This window comes from Novipirellula artificiosorum, assembly GCF_007860135.1.
GTDB lineage: Bacteria > Planctomycetota > Planctomycetia > Pirellulales > Pirellulaceae > Novipirellula_A > Novipirellula_A artificiosorum.
In genome coordinates this window covers 503,554-523,007 of the sequence record NZ_SJPV01000001.1, presented here as the reverse complement: position 1 = coordinate 523,007, position 19,454 = coordinate 503,554, and the positions used below count along the sequence as shown (strand labels likewise).

The window sequence follows — 19,454 nt, the reverse complement described above, 5'->3', positions numbered from 1 at the left end:
AAATGGGAAGGGGTGGGAAGGCATCAAACGCTAATATCGCCGCTTGCTTTCCACTGGGATAATGATCCGCACAAGAGTCAGTGTTTGCTCGGCCAACTCCGCGGTGGATCCATGATTGGATGTCGCTAGCTGCGTCAACGGGCTAGCCAGTCGGCCGATCAAGATGCAGCGTTCGTCCGTCAAGACATGGCTGAGGTCTAACGGAGTCAAAACTTGATCTTTTAGAGTCGTGTATTGAGCGCCGCCGACCACTTCATGGAACATCAGTATCTCCGCGATCCGTTCGGGGTCGTCGGTCAACGCAGCGTCCCATGCTTGCGTCTCGGTTGAGCTTTCCAGGGCTTTTTGCCGCGACAACTGCCAACGAAAGTTCTTTTGACGAAGGGAATCGATCGATTCAATTCGCCCGCCGGCGGGGAATCGCGTTGGCAGCAAGTAAGCCCAGTTGCGGTAGATCAAGATGCCGTTGAGCAAATCGACTGGCAGCGGGTTTTCTAATTCACCTTCGAGCAATTCACTTCCTCCACGGCGATGCATTACCAGATCGTCTGCGATATTCGGCGTGAAACGGATCTGGCTCGCGATCGACTTGCTGCTGCGTGGCGCGAGCGGCACGCCTCGTATCTCACTGCTGGTCGTCCCCGCCTCGGAGACAAGCGAAACCTGATAGGTTGGCAGTCGTTCGTTTTCGCCGGTGACCTGGATCGCTCCGAAGGATCGCCCAGGGAACCCGTACGGAATCGTCAACATCGCAGAGACGCTCTTGGACAATTGGCCCAACGAAGGGCCCGCTGCGCTCGTGATGTCGAGAAGATTTGCATCGTGCGAATAGATCGATGCCCAGGCAAAAGAACGTCCGAGTTGATTTTTCGAATCAAGATCAACCCATTCGATTCGGTTGACAGGGATCCTGGGCGAATCCGAGATCGCATCACCACCGAGGGCTGTGGTCGTGGATTCGGTCATTGGGTTTGCTTGTAGGATCAAGAAGGCTGCAATCCCGATCGCCATTGCGGGGAACGTGAGCCAGCCTAGCAGCGGTTTGCCAAGTAATCGGTTGACGACGAAATAGTCCAGCGGCCCGACAAGTGTAATCAGCCCCAATAAGATCAGGGAAACGATCGAGAAACGAAACCGTCGCTGTGTTGGAAAGTGATCGAGGGTCGCCCGCATCTGGCCGGCCAAGTCGTCGTAGGCGGTAGAGCGATTCAGAGCCGACGTCGGCATCACCTCCGAAGACAATCGCTTGCCAGTAAGCTGAGTGATCAAATCGAGCCGCTGGGGCCAATCGACAAACGGTGCTTGATCCAAATCCGCAGCCAGGGCGGTGATCTTTCCTAGGCCGACGACATATTCCGCCGCCACCGGCGTGCTCACTCGGCGTGTTGTTCGGCCGTTAATGATGCTGTCGCCGACACCTTTGGGCAGCTTCGCTCCGGCAAAGGGTTGGAGCGGCGTTTGTGTTGCCGTGAAGGTTTCGATGGCTGACGGATCGATCTGGACAGTCGTCCAATCGTTTTCAATCGTTCCTTTCGCCGCCGGAATCAAATCCAACAGCCAAGGTGCGGCTTGTTGAAGTTCCGGTAACGATTTCCCAAGCATCAACAAGACACGACCCCCACGAACCATCCATGTTTCCATTGCGGTTCGCTGCGACGGGCTCATCGCGGCCAACAGTTTCGTCCCAGAGCCTCCGATCATGATCAAGTCGACGCCGTCGTAGCCGAGTTCCGAATCCGGCAGCCCCGCAGCAGACTTTGGAATGGAAACGGCAATCGTTGCATCCCGACGCAACAACGCATTGGCTCCCATTTGATCAACGCCAAGCGGATCGCCGATCGAGATCACCCAAGGCATCCCGAGCGGAACTTGGGAAGGACCCCGCGATGGAGATCCGAGGGTCGGAAACCGCGTCGTGATACGTTGACCGTCCGAAAATTCGATCCCCAACGGGGCCTCTTCGCTGCCGGGAATCGCGTACGACCATGATGACCCTTTGGGGCGGCTGGTTGGTTGGACATAAGCAACGGTGACGCCATCACCGTCCTCGGTGACAACCTGAAGAATCTCCGGCTGGTCGGATTCACCGTGGATTCCCGTCCAGCACCCCACACGGAAATGGCCTTCGATGCCAACCGTGATTGCGTCCGTGGATTGAACTTGCGCGGACGCACTCTTGCAAAAACAGCATGCCAAGCTGATCCCGCAGACAAACAATAGCCATCGAGACGCGAAGGGTTGAATCATGAGGACGTTTTCTATCTTGCCGGTTCGGCGATAAGGTCGCGGGCCCGTTCAGGTCACGGGCCCGTTCAGGTCGTGGGCCCGTACAGGTCGTGGGCCCGTACAGGTCACTTGTTCGGAGGGCAGACCAGGGAAGAGGTGCAAAAAATCACGGTTTTTCCGAGTTGGGACATTCGCAGACCAGTCGGTTACATCCGGGGCAACCGGATCCATATTTTGCCACCAATGCCGCATTCAGATCCACTTCCGCGACATTCGCAATCGTCGCCAACCAGGCGATCACGTCAGCGAATTCCTCGGCCAAGTTCTCTCGGTCGTCCCCACGCAGCGCCGAAGCCAACTCGCCGATCTCCTCCATCAACCACATGAACGTGCCATCAACGCCTCGGGTGATGTCTTTTTGGTAGTACATCTCACGAATATGACGCTGCAGATCTGCGATCGACAGTTCTTTGGGGGTGGGCGGTTTCTCGGGTGAAGCGTTCAAGGGTTCAAAACAGGGGAGAGGACGGAAATGAGAGACAAACGCAGGAGGATTGTAGCCAAATTGAGGGGATTGGTGAGGTGGACAGGCTGATTCGGATAAACCGCAGCGTTGGGACTGCCGTCGCCACCGTATAACAATTACAGTGTTAGCATCCGTTTGGTTCCCATTGTTTCCCTCATTTTATTAGGTATTGGACGCCTTGACCGATCTCTCTCCGAACGATCGAGCGAATCGTCCCCGCCACCCAGCTGTTGAGTTGGGCGAAGCATCCGTGCGCGGATCCGACACCGTCCCTGCGCCGCGGCCGTACCACCAATATCCCTTCTATTCGCCTCGATTTTGGCACGGAATGCGTCCGATGGCGTGGTGGGGTCTGCTGCGGGAAGGCCATTTTCGAGTTCATCCCAGTCGCTGGACGCTGGCGGTGGGCGTTTCGATGGCCACGCTGTTCAATACGGTCTTGGCGGGCATCCAGCGGCTTTTTTTTGGACGCCGCCAACGTGATGCCGAGCTTCAGGGCACGCCCGTTTTTATCATTGGCCATTGGCGGAGCGGAACGACGCTGCTGCATGAATTGATGGTCCGCGACGAACGGCTCAGCAGCCCCTCCACCTATCAGTGCTTTGCACCGTCACATTTTTTAGCGACCGAATGGTTTTTTCGCCGTTTTGCCAGTTGGTTACTGCCCGGCAAGCGGCCGATGGACAATATGGCGGCGGGTTGGGATCGCCCCCAAGAGGACGAGTTCGCGCTGTTGACGCTTGGTTTGCCGAGCCCCTATCGGCGAATCGCGTTTCCCAATGAAGGCCCTGTCGATCTGAATTACCTTAACTTCGAAGGGGTTGAGGAAGCCGCGGTCGATGATTGGCTCAAAACGCTCCGTCGATTCCTATTGAATGTCAGCGTTGCAACGGGCCGTCCTTTGGTAATCAAGAGCCCCACGCACACCGGGCGGATCGCTCATTTAGCTCGCGAGTTTCCGGAAGCCAAGTTCATTCACATGACTCGTGACCCGCGTTCCTTGTTTCCATCGACCTGTCGATTGTGGAAAAGCCTCGATGAAGTACAGGGTTTGCAGAAACCGCACCACGAACAAATCGAACCTTACGTGATCGAGTGCTTTGAACGCATGTATGATGCGTTTCATTGCCAGCGTGAATCGATCGCTCCAGACCGTTTGATCGACCTACGCTACGAGGACTTAGTCGCCAGCCCTGTGAAGAGTTTACGGACGATTTATGAGACGTTGCATCTCAGCGATTTTGATTCCGTGGAGCCAACGATTCGTCAATGGGTTGAAACGGAACATAAAGAGTATCAAACCAATCAACACCAACTCGATCCCGCAGCAGACGAACTGATTCGTTCGCGATGGGCAACTTATTTTCAACGCTATGGATATGAATAAGCTTTTTACGACCTGTTCACTGACGTGCTTGCTGCTGTACTGTGTCGGTTGCGGTTCAAAATCCGACTCCTCTGTGGATCAAGCCGAACGAGCTCCATCCGATTCCGCCGAACTTGCCGACTTGGTTTTCGAGCCGCAAACTTACGAGGCGACAGCCGACGAGTTGTTAGCGGCGCGACTTGACTCAGCGGACGCGGGGGAGGGTTGGATCCGGCTATTTGATGGCCATACGTTGTTCGGGTGGGAAATCGCCGGCAACGCCAACTGGCGAATCGAAGACCAATCCATCGTGGTCGATCGGGGCGATGTCTGCTTGATGTGTACTTCGATTCCATGGAAAGACTTTGAACTCACGCTCGAGTTCAATGCGGACGAGGAGACCAATAGCGGGGTGTTTTTGCGGACACCGCTGCAGGTCGAAGCCGTCGGCCAAGAATGCTATGAAGTGAACATCGCGAATGACGAGAATCCGTTTCCAACGGCAAGTTTGGTCGAGCGGGAAAAGGTTGGCGACGATGCTCCGAAACAATCCTATGGATCATGGCGTCGAATGACGATGCGTGTCGAAGGCAACCAAGTTCAAGTCTCCCTTGATGGGACCATCGTTACCGACTACACCGATCCAACGGGATTGCCTGCGGGGCGAATCGGACTTCAGCACAACAAGGGGCGTGTTGCTTTTCGCGACGTCCGGCTGCGTCCTTTGGGATTCCAATCGCTGTTGGATGAACAGCTTTCACAGTGGACCCGTTATCCTGAAATGGATGCCGAGTTTACGGTGACCGATGAGGGTGCCATGCATGTCCAAGGGGGCAGCGGCCAGATTGAAACCCACTCATCGTATGATGATTTTGTACTGCTCGCCGAATACAAATTGCCACAGCCCGAAATCAATTCGGGGATCTTCTTTCGTTGCATTCCCGGTGACCAAATGATGGGTTACGAGTGTCAGCTCAGCAACGCAATGATCGACGACATGCCGTTGTCGCCGGCGGATTGTGGTACGGGCGGTATTTTTCGCCGCCAAGATGCAAGAGTGATCGCGGCAGAACCGGACCAATGGGCCACCGTCGTCTTGGCCGCACAGGGCGACAAGTTCGCGGCCTGGGTCAATGGCGTTCAAGTCAGCAATTGGCAGGACGACCGCGAAGCGAACGAAAATCCACGAAAGGGAAAACGGACCGAAGCGGGGACCATCATGGTTCAAGGTCACGACGAAACAACCGACGCGCTGTTCAAGCAAATTGCGATCGCAAGTGACCCGCAGGAAGGAGCTTAGGGACGCGACTCAATCACCCGGCCGTCGATGACGTCTTCGTCGATGTCGGCGTCCAATTCGGGGTCTTCCATCCAACTCATCTCTTCGGCGGTGGAGAACGCGTGGTGATCGCCGACCATCATGACAAACTCGTAGTTGCCCTCCCCTGCATGGGTGCGCAGTTTGTCGAGGATGCGCTGCTGGAACACGCTTGAATCGAATGGCCCGCTGATGTACCGCGGCTTTCCCTTTTCGTCACCAAATTGGAAGGTTTCATCGCACTCGCTCGCGTCGATGCCGCTCCAAATCGATTCCACCTTTCGGTAATCGGCGTGCGGTTCGATACCGAACTTCGCCGCATAGGCAATCGCTTCTTCCACGAACTTTTTTGCCATCGCCGGTTGGCAGCGTCGGAGCGTTTCGGCTTGCTCGACTCTTTCGATGAATTCCGACAGGTTCGCTGGAAAGGTGACGAATCCATCGACGTTCTTGACGCCCAAGCAAAAGGCGTCGACCAAGATGCGGGCACAGGCGACGCGTCCATCGGGCATGAAGCGACTGATCAAGACGCTGCCGATCCGGTTGTTGTCGGCAAACAGATCTTCGCTGAGGAAACAGCGATCAAGCGTGCCTCCACCGGCTACCCTCATCTGACCCGCCAGTGACTGCATGACCGCCTTTTGGCGAGCCTGCTGTTTGCGTTTGGCTACCTCTTTGGTTTTTTTCTTGACCAGTTTCTTCTGGCGACGCTGTTCTTTGGTGCTCATGACTGCGGGACTCCATTTTTGGCAGCAAGTGGGGGAAAGGACGACGATTGGTGCACTGGCCGAGTGCTCCGAGTTCGTCGCAATAGATTCGTCGCAATAGATTAGGTCCCTTGCGATTCCTTGGCAAAGGGACGCAGAGGCTTCGGAAGTGGGAAATGCACGGATTCTTCGCGAATTTGTTGCAGCTCGACGGTTGCGCCGAATCGATCGACCAGCCAATCAATCGTTTCTTGAACGACCGATTCTGGGGCGCTGGCTCCAGCGGTGATCAGAACCGTTTCCGCATCGGCAAACTGCTCCATGCTCAAATCGTGCGGCCCGTCTACCAAATACGCTGGCTTGCCGTTGTTGTTCGCCGCCAATTCGCGAAGCCGCTGACTGTTGCTGCTGTTCTGGCTGCCCAGCACGACCACCACATCGGCTTGATCCGACAGCAGGCGGACGGCTTCTTGGCGGTTTTGGGTCGCATAGCAAATGTCATCTTTGGGGGGGCTTTCGATGGTCGGAAACCGTCCCCGCAGTTTGCGAATGATCCGACTCGCATCATCGACGCTCAGGGTCGTTTGGGTTAGGTACGCCAGTTTTGTTTCGTCTTTCACGACCAACGTATCGACGTCTTGCTCCTCTTCGACCAACAGGATTGCTTCGGGGGCTTCTCCCATGGTGCCGATCACCTCGTCGTGTCCTTCATGGCCGATCAACAAGATCGTGTATCCTGCTTTGGCGTATTTGATGGCTTCCAGATGAACTTTTGTGACCAAAGGACAGGTGGCGTCGATCGCATGGAGTTTTCGCTGTTTTGCCGCTTCGCGGATTTGAGGCGAGACACCATGGGCGGAAAACAGCAGCACGCTGCCCTCGGGGACTTCGTCGATGGCGTCGACAAACACGGCCCCTTTGTCGCGAAACAGGTTCACAACATACTGATTGTGGACGATTTCATGGTAAACGTAGACGGGCGAGCCAAACTTCTTTAGCGTCAAATCGAGCGAGTCAATCGCCATATGAACGCCAGCACAGAAGCCTCGTGGTGCCGCTAAAATGATTTTCATCAGGTGATCTTCGTGAAGGAAAGATGTTAACTGCGGACCCGATTTCCGAATCCGAACGTCGATGTCGGCAGATTGCACGATCCAACCGCGAGAACTTTCTCGTGGCCAGCGTGCTGTTGCCTCGGTGGCTCCGTCAACCATTCTACAACGTCTATGCGTTTTGCCGAACCGCGGATGATTTGGCGGATCAGTCGCCGTCGGTGCTGGCTGCGGCTGCGGAATTGACGGCGTTTCAATCGGCGCTCGACGCAACCTTTGCCGGGAATCCGCCCGCGGGGATTTTTCCGGCACTCGGTGACACGATTCGCAGGTTCGACTTGCCCAAAAAGCCATTTGACGATTTACTCAGCGCCTTCCAGCAAGATCAAAGCAAAACGCGTTATGCCAATAGCGAGGAACTGCTCGATTACTGTAACCGCAGTGCCAACCCCGTTGGCCGGATCGTGCTTCGTTTGGCCGGTTGCGACCAGGAGGACGCGGACGATCGCAGGGATGAGGCCGACCAGATTTGCAGGGGTCTGCAATTGGCGAACTTCTGTCAGGACGTGGGACGCGATTTTGCGATCGGGCGGGTCTATCTGCCCGAGGATCAAATGGCAAGATTCGGTGTGGCGGAAGCGGATTTGGCTGCGTCGACCACCTCGCCAGCGTTGCGCCGATTGCTGGAAAGTGAGTGTGCGCGAGCGGCCGCTTGTTTCGATTCCGGCGAAGCCTTAGTGGATCATGTGCCGACATGGTTTGCCCGCAATCTAAGACTGTTCATCGGTGGGGGGCGAGAAACCCTTGCTGCGATTGAAAAAGCAGAGTTTGATGTGCTGCGGAAGCGGCCCACCGTCAGCCCTTGGACGCAGCTTCGGCTGGTGATGCGGGCGATCTGGAGTTGAATGGACGTGACGCCCAGAGCAAATTCCTTGCTCAAGCATTTTTGTGGCCCAGCGGGTATCATCATGGCATGAAATCGGAAATTTCTCTTGCCGCCAGCTACCGATACTCGCGACGGATGACCCGCCGCAGTGGAAGCAATTTTTATCGATCGTTTTGGTTGCTGCCACGCTCCAAACGCGATGCGATGTATGCGCTCTACGCATTTGCTCGCGTGACCGATGACGTCGGCGATTGCGGGGAACCGGCGGCGCTGCGGACGCGCTGGCTCGCTTGGTGGCGACACACCACGGCGTTGAATCTGATCAGCGACTCACCGCATCATCAGATTGCCCTTCCAGATTTGCCGGAGGCCAAGGGGTCGCAGTGGACGAAGGTGTTGCCACAAAAAGCAAATGAGATCTTGCCCGCACTGCGAGACGCCTCGGATCGCTATGGCATCCCAACACGGTATTTGTTGGAGATCATTGATGGTGTGTTAGCCGACCAACAGAAGACACGGTTCGATACCTATGAACAACTCGAGCATTATTGTTACCTCGTTGCTTCTGCGGTCGGGTTGGCGTGTTTGCACATTTGGGAGTTCGATTCACCACTGCCGCTTGAATCGGCGGTCGATTGTGGTTTAGCGTTTCAAATGACGAATGTCCTGCGTGATGTAGCCGAGGATGCGAAACGCGGTCGAATCTATTTGCCGCGTCAACATTATGAGCAACATGGGCTGTGTGAAGACGATCTGCTCCATCCTCGTGGTGACGACCGACTTCGGTGTTTGATTCAAGATGAAATCGCACGCTCCAAACGCTTATTTGATTCGGGGTGGAACGTTTGGGATTCGCTTCACGAAGATGGGCGGCCGATGTTCAGCATGATGTGGCGCACGTATCGCCGCTTGCTGTCTCGGATTGAGCAAGATCCGGGGGCGGTCGCACTGCGGCGCATCAAGCTTTCGGCTGGGGACCGATTGGGTTTGGTTTCGCAGCACTTTTTCGTTTCGCGTTTCCGCCGGTTGGCCGTTCCACCGACCGAGGTGTCGGGGGGATGACCGACCAAGATTTTCGGCATCACGTGGTGATCATCGGTGCCGGGCTGGCTGGATTATCGGCGGCCGAGACCTTGGCTCGCCATCATGCCGGCCGTTTTCGCATCACGTTGCTTGAAGCGAAACGATCCATAGGGGGACGTGCTGGGTCGTTCACCGATCCGGCCAGCGGCGAAACGATCGATTATTGCCAGCACGTGGCGATGGGATGCTGCACGAACTTGATCGGGTTGCTGGATCGCTGTGGGATCTCCGGTGCAATGAAACGTTACGACCGGCTTCGTTTTTATCATCCAAATTTTCCTGCCAGCGATTTTGCTCCTTCACGCTATCTGCCCGCGCCCTTGCATTTGGCAAACACGATCCAACATCTGCGTTATTTAAACAAGGCTCAAAGGAGAGAGGTTCGACGGGCGATGCTGCGATTGCTTCGTACTGCCGAGGATCGCTTCGTCCCGTTCACAGCACGCCGTTGGTTGGAGTCGCAGGGCCAGTCGAACGAAACGATCGACAAGTTCTGGAATGTGTTCTTGGCAAGTGCGTTGGGTGATCACTGTGGTCATGTGTCGATGGCTGCCGCCCGGAAAGTGTTCGTCGATGGATTTGCCGCCGCACGGGGGGCGTCCGACGTGCTGATTCCACAGCGTCCCCTTTCGCAACTCTTGGGTCACGATCTTGTTAGCGAGGTCGCACAACTCGGGGTCGAAGTTCGAGTTCAAGTGGCAGTCGAGACGCTGTTGGCTGAGCCTTCGGGATGGGTGGGTGTCAAGACACGCGGCGGTGAAGTGATCCCGGCCGATTCGGTGATCAGCGCCATCCCCTGGCACGGTGTGGATCGGTTGCTGGAACCCCATGCGTTGCGCCGAGCCGTTGCGAATCGCCGTCCGTTTTCGGAGGTTCCCTCGTCGCCAATCACGGGCGTTCATCTTTGGTTCGATCGCGAGATCACGTCGCAGTCGCACGCGGTCTTGGTTGGTGGTTTAGCCCAGTGGATTTTTCGTCCACCCTTCAACCAACGGCTGCCTCGACACTACTATCAAGTCGTGGTCAGTGGTGTCCATCCAATGAGCAACGCACGAAGAGGCGAGATGCTTGAGCAGATTCTGCAAGAACTTCATGCGGTTTTTCCATCTGCGGCGCAAAGCATGCTACTGCATCATCGTATCGTTACCGATCCACATGCTGTTTTTTCGGTCCGACCCGAGGTTGAAGCGATTCGTCCGTTACCCCCCTGCCCTGCCCTACCCTGGCTGTTCCTTGCCGGCGATTGGACGCGAACCGGTTGGTCGGCGACGATGGAAGGCGCTGTGATTAGCGGCATTCAAGCCGCATCGTGCGTGTTGCAACGAATCGGGCTGCGAGCGGTCTCTCCCGATCCCGGTTTACCGCGCGGAAGGTTGGCAAGGTGGATGATCCGATAGATACCTACGGCAAGGAGGTCTCACGAATCGTCGAGATCTTGAGGGTGGGCCCATTGCCAGCCGAATTGAATGCGACACCGATTGGCGAATCCGATGCGGTGATCGCAGCCAAGTTATGGGACAGTGATCTGTCTCAGTGACTGATAGTGCGGTGGCTTATCGGGACGAGGGAGTCGGTGTCGTCTGCTCTCGGTACTGGTCCCGGTACAGCCCGATCTTTGCGAAGGGGATTGGCTCGAAGCTGGGTAGTACTTTGAGCAGCCGAGCATCGTTCGTCAGCGAGAAGTTCTCGGCGTCTTCGTTCTTGAACCCCAGCTCGATGGGATCGTCTGCGGTGCCGGCCAGATGGGTAAAGCCTTGGATCTCCTTCGTCGCGACCACCCCGCTGGACTCGCCGGCCGTTTGTACCACCAAATTGTTTTCGATCTCAAACTGATCAAGCAGTTTCTTGACATTGCCATCGAAGTTGCAGACTTGGCTGGTGCAATCGACAAAGACGTTGCGGCGGATTGGGTTGTAGAGCGGTTGGCGAGGCGAATCGTTCATGATGGCCGCCAACTTGGGATAGCGGTCGCTCCAGGGCGGTTGGGTGTAACCAACGGCCTGGGCTTTCGCTTCCAGGTGCCAACTCGAATAGGAGGGATTGTTCCACTGTTTCCACGTCATCCCTCGAGCGTCGATGTGCAGTCCGATCGGGCAATCGATGACCAGGTTGTTGAGCACCGGATTGCTTCGTCCGCCACCGATCATGATCGCTCGTCCGGCACGGTAGAAGACGTTGCCTTCGATCGTGTCGCCGCTGTCGCAATCGTCGAGGTAGACCCCCATCGTATTGACGTGTTTTGCGTCTCCTCCACCGAGGTCGTGGATGTAATTGTGTCGTAACACGTTGCCCTGGCTGGTCCAATCGCGGCCCGTGTAGAACGCACCTGCATCGCCGGTTTCCATCACCACGCGATAGACCTCGTTGTACTCGAATCGATGTTCGTTACCACCGTACAAGACGGCGTTGTGGGGCGCGTCGTGAATGCAGTTATGTTGGACGCTTTGGCCACAACCGCTCACCCCGATCCCGGGTGCATAGGTTCGCTGAAAAAGACCGTAATGATGGATGTGATTGTTGATCGCCAGATTTTCCGCTGGCGTCAACGATCGGCGGTCGCCGCCACGGAGCGACAAACCGCTGGTGCCGAGGTTGTAGAGGTCGCAAGATCGGATGGTGTTGTGATTGCCGTCGACGACAAATCCAGATTTGGCCAAGTTGGCGGCGCGGCAGCCGGTAATCTCAACATGCTCGGTGTTGTGTAGCACAATGCCGTCGGCGTGGGCATACTCGAAAACCAACCCTTCGAACTTCGTGTGCTTGAGATTGGATGCTTGAACCAATGGGCGGGTCAACGTTGCTAGAACGATGTTGGACTGGATCAAGTCGTCGTTTGGGTAGAAGTACAAACGCTTTTTGGTGCGATCGAGATACCATTCGCCGGGTGCGTCGAGTTCTTCCAGTGCGTTGAGCGCAAAGAAACGACGTTCGGCAGCTCCCCATGTTCCCGCATTGATGCCGTAATTGTGAGGCGCAGCGAGCGTGATCTGATGGTTCTCGGGTTCGTAGGATGCGATGCGAATCACTTCGTCGCTCCAATCGTGTGTCCAATAGCCCAGCAACCAAACGCCCGCGTCCAAGTTCCATCGTTGGGGACGCGGGTCCTCAAACACGAAGGATCCGCCGCGAGCTTTACGTTTTGCAGGATCTTCCGCATCGGGATCGGCAAGTCCCGTATCAAGGGTTGTCGAGAAGGTTGCCCAGGCGCCGTCCGCGGCATCCACGTTGGGCCAACGAGCAAGCGTCATGGGTTGATCGTTGCAATACAGCCAAGGTGACTCAGGGACGCCGCGATAAGACGTCTTGAGGGGATCAATGGGATCGCGGAGTTGCTTGGACAGGTCGCAGACACGAATCTGATCTCGGATGCTTTCATCGAGTCGCGACCGCACCTTCGGATCGGTGATTGGCTTGAAAGCGTTTGGGTCGAGTGTGATCCCGCCGCGGATTCGAGCGGTGCCTGTCTTCGTTGCGCGATACACGATCGACGCCTTTTCGGTGCCGCTATCGACCGCGCTCAATTCGAACGACTTCTCGAGCTGATAAATCCCGGGACCGATCCACACGGTGACGGTGTCGTCGGCTTGCAGATCGCCAGAGGTTCGCGCTTGTCGGATTGCATCTCGGGCTTCGACCAGCGTTGCAAACGGTGTCTGCCGGGATCCATCGCCAAGTGCCGTGACTTCGGCAGCAACATACAGTTCTTTTTGAGCGTGTGCGGTGGTCGACGAGGCGACGGAGGCAAGACCCAAGGCGAAGGTGAACAGGAGACGGTTCATGGTGTGGTTCCGCATTGCAAATCGGAGACTTCCGATGAAGGGGCATCGGATGCTGCACGATCATGAAGGAAGGGGGGGCAAGTGAGGCAGGAAACGACATTTTACTCGATTCAAAAGCGAATCGTAGCCCCCCGGTCGGGATGGCGAGGCGATAGGATGAATCGAAACGCATCCTTCCCTATCCTTGTGTTCTTTGCTTCGCCCTGTCCTTACAATGGCGTCCCTACCATGGCCAACTTTCCATCCACGTCGCTATCCCCGAAGACCCGTTGAATGAACGAACGTGAAAGAGAACGCACCGATCGTGGGTGGAGTTACTGGTTGATCGCGATTGCATTGTTGATGATGTTCGTGCTGTCCTTGCTGGGCCGAGTGTGGTGGTGCCAGACAGGTGATCTTTCTCCGTGGTCCTGGGATATCTGGTCCAGTCATAATTCTCAGCACTTGTTCGATCCCTATTCGCTATCGCACTTGGAGCATGGGTTGGCTCTCTGGCTGATCCTGCACTTGTCGTTGGGTAAGAAACTTCGAGGTTCGACGTTGTTGATAGTGATTGCGTTTGTCGAAGCGGTTTGGGAAATTGTTGAAAACACGCCGATGATGATCGAGCGTTATCGCGAGGTGACCATTTCATTGGATTACTTTGGCGACAGTATCCTCAATTCGCTTAGCGATTATGTGATGTGTGTGCTCGGCGCTGTGGCCGCTTCACGAATGCGGTGGCAGTGGAGTTTGGCGGCGGTGGTTGCGCTCGAAGCGGTCAGCGTCTTGTGGATTCGGGACAGCTTGCTGCTGAACATCATCATGCTCATCTATCCGATCGATGTGATTCGTGTCTGGCAGTCCAGCTAGTCTGGACGATGCCCAGACCTGCCTGTACAAAGTGTGCTTGACGCTGTTCGCCCTCCCTGTGGCGTGGCCTGATGGGAAACCTGCCTGCGTAGCAAGTTGGAGTGACTTTGAAAATTCCATTTCATCCGAGATTCTGGCTCCCTTCTCCCCCGGTTTTTTGGGAGAGAAGGGCTGGGGATGAGGGGGTGGCAGCAGCGCGATCGAGCCAAAAAGTCGGTTCGCAATCGGTGTGCGGAAAACCCCTCACCCCCAACCCCTCTCCCCGCGAGCGCGCGGGGAGAGGGGAGCGAGAATCCATGAGCGAGACTTGTATCGATACCAATGCCCTCTGGGTGGGTGACGCTAAACTGCACGACGTTCTGCGCCGGGGAGGTCGTGCAGTTTTTAAGTTGTTGATTGAAAAAGACTTACAAGATTTACCTCTCCCTCTGGGAGAGGTCGAGCCTAAGCGAGGGAGAGGGAAAACGGGCTGCGATTACAACATGAAATTCCAGCACTGTTTCTATACCGGCCCTCCCCCTCGCTGCGCTCGACCCCTCCCGCTGCGCGGGCAGGGGTGGTTGGATACCTAAACACTTCAGCAGTTACAACTAAAAAACTGCACGACCTCCGGGGGAGAAGGGTGCAAGTTCGTTTCTCGGTTTGCTGTTCGGACAGGTCCACAGCATTTTCATCCGCCCAGCCCCTTTTTTGACTCGGTGAAAGCCGTGAATGGTCATGCAGAAGAACCCCTATGATTCGCCAGACGAAGTTTCGCAGCCGAACGATACGGCGGCTGTCCCTTCGGATGTTGTCGTGGTACCGCCCCCTTCGCAAAGGCCGAGTCTTTGGACCGACATGCGGACGAGCGAAGATTGGTGGGCGATTTGGTGTGCCGCGATTCTGTTGGTGGTTTCGTTTGCCGCCGTTTGGGTTAGCAAGCCGAGCGACTTGGCCGAGCAGGTCGCAGCAAACGAAACGGTGAAGGTCTCCAATCCGTTGAAGCCATACGTTGCCAAACCGGGGAGTTGGAAATCGACCCCGGTCGATGCGTTCTACAAAACGGATGCGGACGGCGCGGTGTCGACGACGATTCCAGGAACACTCGGCGCCTATGCGATCATTGGGCTCCTGTTCGCGTTGGCGACACAGCTGCGAGGCAAATCGGCCGTTGCCTTCTTGACGGCGTTTCCCGTTGTCTTTGCACTGGCGGTATTGGCTTATGTGCTTGCCGGCCAGGCGGTGGTCAAGGCTTACAATTTGGAATACGCGCTCTGGGCATTGCTGGTCGGATTGATCATCAGCAACACCATTGGCACTCCGGCGTTCTTGAAACCGGCTGCGATCACGGAGTTTTACATCAAGACGGGCTTGGTGTTGTTGGGTGCAGAAGTCTTGATGAGTCGTTTGTTAGCATTGGGGGTGCCGGGCATCTTTGTTGCCTGGGTGGTCACGCCCATTGTGCTTGTCAGCACCTACATCTTTGGGCAAAAAGTGCTCAAGATGTCTTCGAAATCGCTCAACATGGTGATTGCGGCCGACATGTCGGTTTGCGGTGTTTCCGCTGCGATTGCAACTGCGGCTGCTTGCAAGGCGAAAAAAGAGGAATTGTCCTTGGCGATCGGGATGTCCTTGTCGTTCACGGTGGTGATGATGGTGGTTTTGCCCGCGATCATCAAGGCGGTTGGCATGGATGAAGTGCTCGGCGGCGCCTGGCTAGGCGGAACGATTGATTCCACCGGAGCGGTTGCTGCGGCTGGGGCCGTTTTGGGAGACCGTGGATTGGAAGTTGCGGCCACCGTGAAGATGATTCAAAACATTCTCATTGGGGTGACTGCGTTCTTTGTCGCCATCTATTGGGTGACCTATGTCGAACGGGACCCATCGGCACCGCGTCCAGGGTTGTCGGAAGTGTGGTACCGGTTCCCCAAGTTCGTGTTGGGCTTTGTCGCGATGTCGGTTCTGTTCTCGGTCCTCTACACGACGCTTGTGGGTGGTCCTGAGTTGGTCGATGCGGTGATTGGTGGTTCCACGAAGACGCTCCGCGGTTGGTTCTTCTGTTTGGCGTTTGTGAGCATCGGTTTGGAAACCAATTTCAGGCAGTTGATGCCCTATTTCAAAGGGGGCAAACCGCTGATTCTTTACGTCTGTGGACAAACCTTGAACCTTTGTTTGACGCTCTTCATGGCCTGGTTGATGTTCAAAGTCATCTTCGCCGACATGATTACCGAGATGGTGCCCTAACCGATGACCGTCTCGGCAACTTCATGGGGCAAGCAGAGTCAACGGGCGATTCCGTTGGCTGTTGTTACGGTGTTGATCGCGGCGTTCTGGCTTGTCGTTCTGCCACGCTGGGCGGAACGACCGGCGATGCATGAGCGATTGAATTGGCTCGAAGAACGGGGCATCGATCCCAGTGCCATGTACTACACCGAGTTGGAGGCGATGGAAGCCATTCTGCTCAAACAGCGCAAGCGAGAGCGTTCGGCTACCGCAAAGCGATGATCGATCATCGCGATGTTGACCCGGGCTCGGTTTAGAGGTTGAATCGGGCTCGGTTCCACGGTGGCGCGAGTCAAGCCTTAGGCGTTGACCCGTGTTCTTAAATCGCTGACGACTTCATCGATTTTGACTCGCCACTGCTTGAGTGAGTCGCGATCTCGGATGGTGACCGTTTTGTCGCTTAGCGATTCCGTATCCACCGTGATGCAGAAGGGTGTGCCCGCTTCGTCTTGACGACGATAGCGGCGTCCAACGGCACCCTTCTCGTCGTAAAAGACGTTCATGTGTTGCTTGAGTTCTCCGTAGATCTCTTGAGCGACTTCGGGCATTCCGTCTTTCTTGACGAGCGGAAAAACCGCTGCCTTGATCGGAGCGAGTCGGGGGTGCAATTTCATGACCGTACGGGTTTGCATGTTCCCCTTTTCGTCTGGCGCTTCGTCTTCGGTGTAGGCTTCACAAAGGAATGCCAACGCGCCACGATCGGCACCGGCCGACGGTTCGACGACATGGGGCACGAACTTGTTGTTGGTCACTTCGTCACGGTAGGACAGGTCGCGACCACTGCCACGATGTTTCGGTTTGCCGTCCTCGCCAAGTTCCACCTCCATCGGCTGCGTTGCCGGGTTCAATTTTCCTTCCATGTGGCTGCGAAGATCGAAATCGCCACGATGGGCAATTCCCTCAAGCTCGCCATACTCGCCCTCGGGCAAGAACGGAAAGGCGTATTCAATGTCCGCCGTTCCAACGCTGTAGTGCGCCAGCTCTTCTTGGTGATGTTCTCGCATGATCAACGATTCACCCGAGAGCCCCAGTTGGGTGTACCAAGCCAACCGGCGATCTCGCCAATACCGGTACCAAGCCTGTGATTCGTCGGGGTGACAGAAGAACTCAATTTCCATTTGTTCAAATTCACGCGACCGGAAGGTGAAATTCCGCGGCGTGATCTCGTTGCGGAAACTCTTGCCCACTTGGCCGATTCCAAAGGGAATCCGCACCCGACTGCTGTCGAGAACGTTTTTGAAGTTGACGAAGATCCCTTGGGCGGTTTCGGGACGCAAAAACGTGGTGTCGTCTTCGCCACCGAGGGCTCCCAAGGTGGTTTTGAACATCAAGTTGAATTCACGAGGTTCGGTCAGCGTGTCGAGTGTCTTTGCGTCGGGGGCCAAGACGTTTTGAGTGGAATCGAGTTTGTCGATGGTGAGCGACTCGTTCGCAATGCTCAGCTTGTCGGCATCCTTGTTGCGAAGTTTAAAGAACTTCATGGCACGGCGGCGAACTTCGTCGAGTTCCGTTTCGATGTCGGCCATCGTGGTGACAAAGATTTTTTGGTCTCGGTCGGCATAATCGACCCACCGGCCGCGGACCTGATCAAATCGATAGCGTTTCTTTGTTTCGCGACAGTCGACCATGTGGTCGTGGAAGAGGTCGTAGTGACCGCTGCACTTCCAGACTTGGGGGTGCATGATGATCGTGCAGTCGAGTCCAACCATTTCGAAAGGACCCGGCGCGGCGGCCGGAGCGACCAGCTCATTGTGGCCGCTGATCATGTCGTGCCACCATGCATCTTTTAGGTTGCGCTTCAACTCGACCCCCAGCGGGCCGTAGTCCCAGAATCCCTGGATGCCACCGTAAATCTCGCTGGATTGAAACAAGAACCCACGTCGCTTGCAGAGCGACACAATTTTATCCATCGACTTCATGGTGATGATGATCGTTTGAGGGAGTGCGAGAGGCTAAGAAGATTGCCAAATGTAAAGCAACGTGAGCGGAGGCGGGAGATGGGAGGCCTGACGAATCGGTGCAAGTTTGGAGACCGATGGAAAGTATCGACGATTCGAAGGTGTTCGTATTCCTCGCTTAGGCTCGCATTCGCAACTGCCGAAGCCCTTTTTACCGGGCCAACCCTAAGCTCAAGTGATCACAAACCAGGTGTCGAAAGCCTACCTTCGGATAAACCCGCTATCGAAGCCCACCGAGGGTTGGGCAGCAATTTGGCTGGTTCCGTTGGCCGCAGCGCCGGGCTGCTGCATCGGAACCGCGTTGAGTTGTTGGTTGATTGCCGCAACGCGGGCGGCCGCTTCGGGCTGCATGTTGTTGATCGCCAGCGAATGCTGATAGTTACGTAACGCCTGGGGCAAATCACCTGATTGCTCACGCAATCGACCGAGGGCCAGCCAAGCTCGGGCGTTGTTGGCATCGATTTGAACGGAATCCTCCAGGTACTTGAGCGCCGTGGTGGGGTCACCCGCTTCCTCGTACAGTCGGGCCAATTCGATACGAGGCTCGGCGTAGTTGGGATTCTGGCTCGCCCAATTCTTCATCAACGCGAACGAACGGTCCGTCCGCCCGGTGTCCATCAGCAGCACGGCCAAGCCGCGGTGGCATTCCACGTGATTGGGGTCGTGATCGAGGCATTGGTTGTACAGCGATTCCGCCTGCTCCAATAATTCAGCCTGCCCTCGCTGGTTCCCTATGCGATGAGTTGTTGCCGCCAGGTTATAGTAGCCGTCCGCGTTCTGGGGGTCGGTTTCGATGACTTTTTGGAATTGCTGAAGCGCGCCGGTGTATTGGCCCTGCTCGTAAAGCCTTGCCCCTTGGGCGTTTTGACCGCCAGCAGCCCACTGGCAACCGGAAAAACCAACGAGCAAAAGCCCCCCGATTGAGAGGATTGCAAAGCGAACGTGAAGTCGGCAAGCCGATCGAAGAGTGTTGGTTTGTCCAGTCATTCGACAAGTCATCCTGGCGCTGGTGGCGATTGCGGTGCATGTCCCTAGGTTTCCGTGACCCCCCTCTTTTGGAGGATCTCGCGAAAGGATCGAGTGCGGTTTGTAGGGGACGTTAGCAACGTAGGGATTCAGCACGCAATAGCGGAACTTTCACGAATGTTCGTTCGTCCAATATCGCCAGGAATCGGGGGGAAACGATCATGTGCATAAAATCGGCTCAAACCGACCTAAACCCTGTAGTACAGGTGATTTTCGTTGCTTGACGCTAATCCACAACTAGAATTCAGAGCAGGCTCTGCTTGCATAATCCCCAAAACAACTCTTTTTCTTAAGTTGCCCTGGTTACCAAAATCGCACTTTTTTCTTTGATTTGTCGACGATTCGTGGGTTCAGCCCAGGAAGACGGTGCGGTGGCGTTGCAGGCAGTTTTTGACGAAGGCAGAAGCATTCAC

The 19,454-nt window shown here is 55.9% G+C and carries 16 protein-coding genes; 9 read left to right on the top strand and 7 right to left on the bottom strand.

Translation table 11 applies throughout. The features are described from left to right. Positions 1-30: 30 nt before the first annotated feature. Together Poly41_RS01735 and Poly41_RS01730 are read right to left on the bottom strand one after the other, a co-directional pair. Positions 31-2,247 (bottom strand): hypothetical protein, encoded by a 2,217-nt coding sequence (locus Poly41_RS01735; protein WP_146524191.1) that lies wholly within the window; start codon positions 2,245-2,247, stop codon positions 31-33. A gap of 145 nt (positions 2,248-2,392) precedes the next feature. Then, entirely contained in the window at positions 2,393-2,656 is a 264-nt protein-coding gene (locus Poly41_RS01730) for a MazG nucleotide pyrophosphohydrolase domain-containing protein (protein ID WP_146524925.1), read from the bottom strand. Positions 2,657-2,930: 274 nt separating this feature from the next. Between Poly41_RS01730 and Poly41_RS01725 the strand changes: the two genes are divergently transcribed. Then, positions 2,931-4,139, top strand: coding sequence for a sulfotransferase family protein (locus Poly41_RS01725; RefSeq protein WP_231615327.1), 1,209 nt, complete (start codon positions 2,931-2,933; stop codon positions 4,137-4,139). Then, entirely contained in the window at positions 4,132-5,418 is a 1,287-nt protein-coding gene (locus Poly41_RS01720; RefSeq protein ID WP_231615326.1) for a 3-keto-disaccharide hydrolase, read from the top strand. The genes Poly41_RS01725 and Poly41_RS01720 overlap by 8 nt, the downstream gene beginning before the upstream one ends. On the opposite strand, the gene Poly41_RS01715 is transcribed toward Poly41_RS01720, so the two are convergent. Together Poly41_RS01715 and ispH are read right to left on the bottom strand one after the other, a co-directional pair. Further along, entirely contained in the window at positions 5,415-6,164 is a 750-nt protein-coding gene (locus Poly41_RS01715) for a hypothetical protein (protein ID WP_146524189.1), read from the bottom strand. The two genes, Poly41_RS01720 and Poly41_RS01715, sit on opposite strands and share 4 nt — an antisense overlap. A 101-nt stretch (positions 6,165-6,265) precedes the next feature. Further along, positions 6,266-7,216 carry a 4-hydroxy-3-methylbut-2-enyl diphosphate reductase gene (gene ispH, locus Poly41_RS01710; RefSeq protein WP_146524188.1) on the bottom strand — a complete coding sequence of 317 codons (951 nt, stop codon included), beginning with the start codon at positions 7,214-7,216 and terminating at the stop codon, positions 6,266-6,268. Between the two features lie 23 nt (positions 7,217-7,239). Here ispH and hpnC point away from each other — a divergent pair, with 23 nt between their 5' ends. The 4 genes from hpnC (at position 7,240) to Poly41_RS33790 (ending at position 10,701) form a co-directional block, all read left to right on the top strand. Further along, positions 7,240-8,100, top strand: a complete 861-nt coding sequence (hpnC, locus tag Poly41_RS01705; RefSeq protein WP_146524187.1) for a squalene synthase HpnC — start codon at positions 7,240-7,242, stop codon at positions 8,098-8,100. Between the two features lie 68 nt (positions 8,101-8,168). After that, positions 8,169-9,143: a phytoene/squalene synthase family protein gene (locus tag Poly41_RS01700; RefSeq protein ID WP_146524186.1), complete on the top strand. Its 975-nt coding sequence runs from the start codon at positions 8,169-8,171 to the stop codon at positions 9,141-9,143. Next, positions 9,140-10,561: a hydroxysqualene dehydroxylase HpnE gene (hpnE, locus tag Poly41_RS01695; RefSeq protein WP_146524185.1), complete on the top strand. Its 1,422-nt coding sequence runs from the start codon at positions 9,140-9,142 to the stop codon at positions 10,559-10,561. Before Poly41_RS01700 ends, hpnE begins: the two co-directional genes overlap by 4 nt. Beyond that, a complete protein-coding gene (locus Poly41_RS33790) occupies positions 10,546-10,701 on the top strand; it encodes a hypothetical protein (RefSeq protein WP_197230997.1) in 156 nt (51 codons plus the stop codon). The genes hpnE and Poly41_RS33790 overlap by 16 nt, the downstream gene beginning before the upstream one ends. A gap of 16 nt (positions 10,702-10,717) precedes the next feature. Here the strand turns inward: Poly41_RS33790 and Poly41_RS01690 are convergent, their stop codons facing one another. Then, the gene (locus Poly41_RS01690; protein WP_197230996.1) at positions 10,718-12,943 is read right to left on the bottom strand and encodes a right-handed parallel beta-helix repeat-containing protein; all 2,226 of its coding nucleotides are present in this window, start codon (positions 12,941-12,943) and stop codon (positions 10,718-10,720) included. Positions 12,944-13,216: 273 nt separating this feature from the next. Here Poly41_RS01690 and Poly41_RS01685 point away from each other — a divergent pair, with 273 nt between their 5' ends. The 3 genes from Poly41_RS01685 to Poly41_RS01675 all read left to right on the top strand — a co-directional run bounded on the left by Poly41_RS01685 (position 13,217) and on the right by Poly41_RS01675 (position 16,279). Next, positions 13,217-13,795, top strand: a complete 579-nt coding sequence (locus Poly41_RS01685; RefSeq protein WP_146524183.1) for a DUF2585 family protein — start codon at positions 13,217-13,219, stop codon at positions 13,793-13,795. A gap of 711 nt (positions 13,796-14,506) precedes the next feature. Beyond that, positions 14,507-16,018 carry a YeiH family protein gene (locus tag Poly41_RS01680; protein WP_390621395.1) on the top strand — a complete coding sequence of 504 codons (1,512 nt, stop codon included), beginning with the start codon at positions 14,507-14,509 and terminating at the stop codon, positions 16,016-16,018. A 3-nt stretch (positions 16,019-16,021) separates the two neighbouring features. Next, positions 16,022-16,279 (top strand): hypothetical protein, encoded by a 258-nt coding sequence (locus Poly41_RS01675; RefSeq protein ID WP_146524182.1) that lies wholly within the window; start codon positions 16,022-16,024, stop codon positions 16,277-16,279. 77 nt (positions 16,280-16,356) lie between these two features. On the opposite strand, the gene Poly41_RS01670 is transcribed toward Poly41_RS01675, so the two are convergent. After that, positions 16,357-17,967: a glycine--tRNA ligase gene (locus tag Poly41_RS01670; protein ID WP_146524922.1), complete on the bottom strand. Its 1,611-nt coding sequence runs from the start codon at positions 17,965-17,967 to the stop codon at positions 16,357-16,359. 249 nt (positions 17,968-18,216) lie between these two features. Continuing rightward, entirely contained in the window at positions 18,217-19,002 is a 786-nt protein-coding gene (locus Poly41_RS01665; RefSeq protein WP_146524181.1) for a tetratricopeptide repeat protein, read from the bottom strand. Positions 19,003-19,454: the final 452 nt, after the last annotated feature.

Coding starts and splice junctions, on each gene's coding strand:
- Poly41_RS01685 (WP_146524183.1), top strand. CDS start 13,217: ATGAACGAACGTGAAAGAGAACGCACCGATCGTGGGTGGAGTTACTGG.
- Poly41_RS01680 (WP_390621395.1), top strand. CDS start 14,507: ATGGTCATGCAGAAGAACCCCTATGATTCGCCAGACGAAGTTTCGCAG.
- hpnE (WP_146524185.1), top strand. CDS start 9,140: ATGACCGACCAAGATTTTCGGCATCACGTGGTGATCATCGGTGCCGGG.
- Poly41_RS01720 (WP_231615326.1), top strand. CDS start 4,132: ATGAATAAGCTTTTTACGACCTGTTCACTGACGTGCTTGCTGCTGTAC.
- Poly41_RS01735 (WP_146524191.1), bottom strand. CDS start 2,247: ATGATTCAACCCTTCGCGTCTCGATGGCTATTGTTTGTCTGCGGGATC.
- hpnC (WP_146524187.1), top strand. CDS start 7,240: ATGTTAACTGCGGACCCGATTTCCGAATCCGAACGTCGATGTCGGCAG.
- Poly41_RS01670 (WP_146524922.1), bottom strand. CDS start 17,967: ATGGATAAAATTGTGTCGCTCTGCAAGCGACGTGGGTTCTTGTTTCAA.
- Poly41_RS01700 (WP_146524186.1), top strand. CDS start 8,169: ATGAAATCGGAAATTTCTCTTGCCGCCAGCTACCGATACTCGCGACGG.
- Poly41_RS01675 (WP_146524182.1), top strand. CDS start 16,022: ATGACCGTCTCGGCAACTTCATGGGGCAAGCAGAGTCAACGGGCGATT.
- Poly41_RS01665 (WP_146524181.1), bottom strand. CDS start 19,002: ATGACTGGACAAACCAACACTCTTCGATCGGCTTGCCGACTTCACGTT.
- ispH (WP_146524188.1), bottom strand. CDS start 7,216: ATGAAAATCATTTTAGCGGCACCACGAGGCTTCTGTGCTGGCGTTCAT.
- Poly41_RS01715 (WP_146524189.1), bottom strand. CDS start 6,164: ATGAGCACCAAAGAACAGCGTCGCCAGAAGAAACTGGTCAAGAAAAAA.
- Poly41_RS01730 (WP_146524925.1), bottom strand. CDS start 2,656: ATGTACTACCAAAAAGACATCACCCGAGGCGTTGATGGCACGTTCATG.
- Poly41_RS01690 (WP_197230996.1), bottom strand. CDS start 12,943: ATGAACCGTCTCCTGTTCACCTTCGCCTTGGGTCTTGCCTCCGTCGCC.